The organism is Bradyrhizobium sp. Leo170 (genome assembly GCF_004296405.1).
In the GTDB taxonomy this organism is placed as follows: domain Bacteria; phylum Pseudomonadota; class Alphaproteobacteria; order Rhizobiales; family Xanthobacteraceae; genus Bradyrhizobium.
On the sequence record NZ_PSRR01000627.1, the window covers coordinates 1 to 2,254 of the forward strand.

Sequence of the window (2,254 nt, forward strand, 5' to 3'; positions counted from 1 at the left end):
CGTCGAGCAGCCAGCGGGCGCGCGGCGGCGCGTCCATCGTGTCGGTGAGGCCGAGCGCCATCCGCTCGGCGCCGGCCCACGCGATCATCGCGCCATTGTCGGTGCAGAGCGCGGGCGGCGGAATGATCAGCGTCGTCTGTGCACTGGCGGCGACATCCTGCAGCGCGCCGCGGATCGCATGATTGGCGGCGACGCCGCCGGCCGCGACCAGCGCGCGCGGCGGACCGAATTGCTCATGGAACAATCTCAACCCGACACTCAGCCGGTCCGCAGTCGATTCCAGCACCGCGGCCTGAAAACCGGCGCAGAGATCGCTGACATCCTGCGGCTCCAGCGGCGCCAATCGGCTCGCTTCGTTGCGCACGGCGGTCTTCAGGCCTGACAGTGAGAAATTGGCGTCGGCGCGGCCGAGCATTGGCCGCGGAAACGCAAAGCGCGTGGCGTCGCCGCCTTCGGCCGCGCGCTCCACCTCCGGCCCGCCCGGATAGGGCAGCGACAGCATCTTTGCGACCTTGTCGAAGGCCTCGCCCATGGCGTCATCGACGGTGGTGCCGAGCCGCACATACTGGCCGACGCCGACCACGGCGACGATCTGGGTATGGCCGCCGGAGGCCAGGAACAGGCAATAGGGAAACGCTAACGCACAAGTGAGCCGCGGCGTCAGCGCATGCGCCTCCAGATGGTTCACCGCGATCAGCGGCGTCTCGTGCACCATCGCGATCGCCTTTGCCGTGGTGAGGCCGACGATGACGCCGCCGATCAGGCCGGGGCCTGCGGCCGCAGCGACGGCGGACAATTGCGCATAGCCGATATCAGCCTCTTTCATGGCGCGATCGACGATGCCATCGAGCAGGTCGACATGGGCGCGCGCGGCGATCTCCGGCACCACGCCGCCGAAGCGTGCGTGCTCTTCTGTCTGCGAGCGCACGATGTTGGACAGGATGCGTCCGCTGCCGTCGCTCTGGCGCTCGACCACAGCGGCTGCAGTTTCATCGCAGGTGGTCTCTATACCCAACACCAGCATCGGCGTGTCATTACCCAATCTCGGTCCTTGTGCTATTCGCTTGCCATCATCCGTCCGTCACTCGGTAGCATTGTGAGGTCACAGCGTGCAATCGTCGGTTCAGCCCCAAATGTCGCTCCTGAAAGCCTGAAGATGGCCGTTCTTGTCACGCGCCCGCAAGGAGATGCCGAGGCCACTGCCGATAGCCTGCGCAGCCGGGGTTTTGAGGTCCTGCTCGCGCCGATGCTGCGGTTCGAGGCGCTGCCGTTCCAGGAAGAAGATGCGGCGGGCTATGACGCCGTCATCGTCACCAGCGCCAACGCGCTGCGCGCCGTCGCGCCGCAGCTAGCCGGCCATGCGCTGCTTCGCCTGCCGCTGTTTGCGGTCGGCGAGCATACCGCTGCCGCGGCGCGCGAGGCCGGATTTGGCGAGGTGGCAAGCGCCGACGGGGATGCCACTGCGCTCTACGAGCTCGTGCGGGCGCGCAGGAAGGCCAAGAAACTGAAAAAGGCGGCGACCTTGCTTTATCTCGCGGGCGCCGATCTCTCGCGCGATCTCGCCGGCGAGCTGGGCGAGGCCGGCTTTACGGTCATAACCCGCACGACTTACCGGATGAGCCCGGTGGCCGGCCTGCCGCGGCAGGCGTGTGACGCTTTCATGGCCGGCGGTATCGAGGCCGTGTTGCATTATTCCCGCCGCAGCGCGCAGGCGTTTCTCGATGCGGCGCGGGCCGAAGGGCTCGAAATATCGGCCCTGGCGTCGCCGCACTGCTGCATTTCGGCGGGTGTTGCCGCCGTCCTGCGCGAGGCAGGAGCCACCCAGGTCGTCACCGCCGCCTCGCCGGACGAAAATGCCCTGTTCGAGGCCCTGACGCGTGCTTTGCGGCCCTGATTGGCTTAAGAGAACGGTCCGATTCTGGTAAGTCTTATTCAGGTAAAGTCTTGGCTTTCCCGGTTTCGGCGTATCAACAGTCAAGGGAACCGCTGCATGGTCGACGAGAGGCCCGAAGACACCGAATCGGCGGCGGATTCCTCCGCCCGGCCGCGGCGCGCGCCGCCGACCATCGATCTCAAGGCGACCGAGGTGTCGAGCGAACCGCCCAAAACGGATTCCGTAAGCCCGGATAGCGCGCACGCAGATAGCGAGAATGTGAGCGGTGAAGCGGCGGCCGCCGAGGCGGCACCGCAGCCCGAGCCTGCGGTGGAGACGGCTGCCGCCGCGCAGGATCCGGAACCCTCGTCCTCCGAAGCC

2 protein-coding genes and 1 pseudogene are annotated in these 2,254 nt (G+C 67.1%); 2 read left to right on the top strand and 1 reads right to left on the bottom strand.

Annotated elements, in window-relative coordinates:
* The coding region (gene tsaD / locus CWO89_RS43310) for a tRNA (adenosine(37)-N6)-threonylcarbamoyltransferase complex transferase subunit TsaD (protein ID WP_130584288.1) at positions 1-1,024 on the bottom strand (1,024 nt) is incomplete at its 3' end.
* A 132-nt stretch (positions 1,025-1,156) separates the two neighbouring features.
* Between tsaD and CWO89_RS43315 the strand changes: the two genes are divergently transcribed.
* Both CWO89_RS43315 and CWO89_RS43320 read left to right on the top strand, forming a co-directional pair.
* Positions 1,157-1,894 (top strand): uroporphyrinogen-III synthase, encoded by a 738-nt coding sequence (locus tag CWO89_RS43315; RefSeq protein WP_130584287.1) that lies wholly within the window; start codon positions 1,157-1,159, stop codon positions 1,892-1,894.
* Between the two features lie 96 nt (positions 1,895-1,990).
* Positions 1,991-2,254, top strand: a pseudogene (locus CWO89_RS43320) (hypothetical protein); the annotation flags it as partial.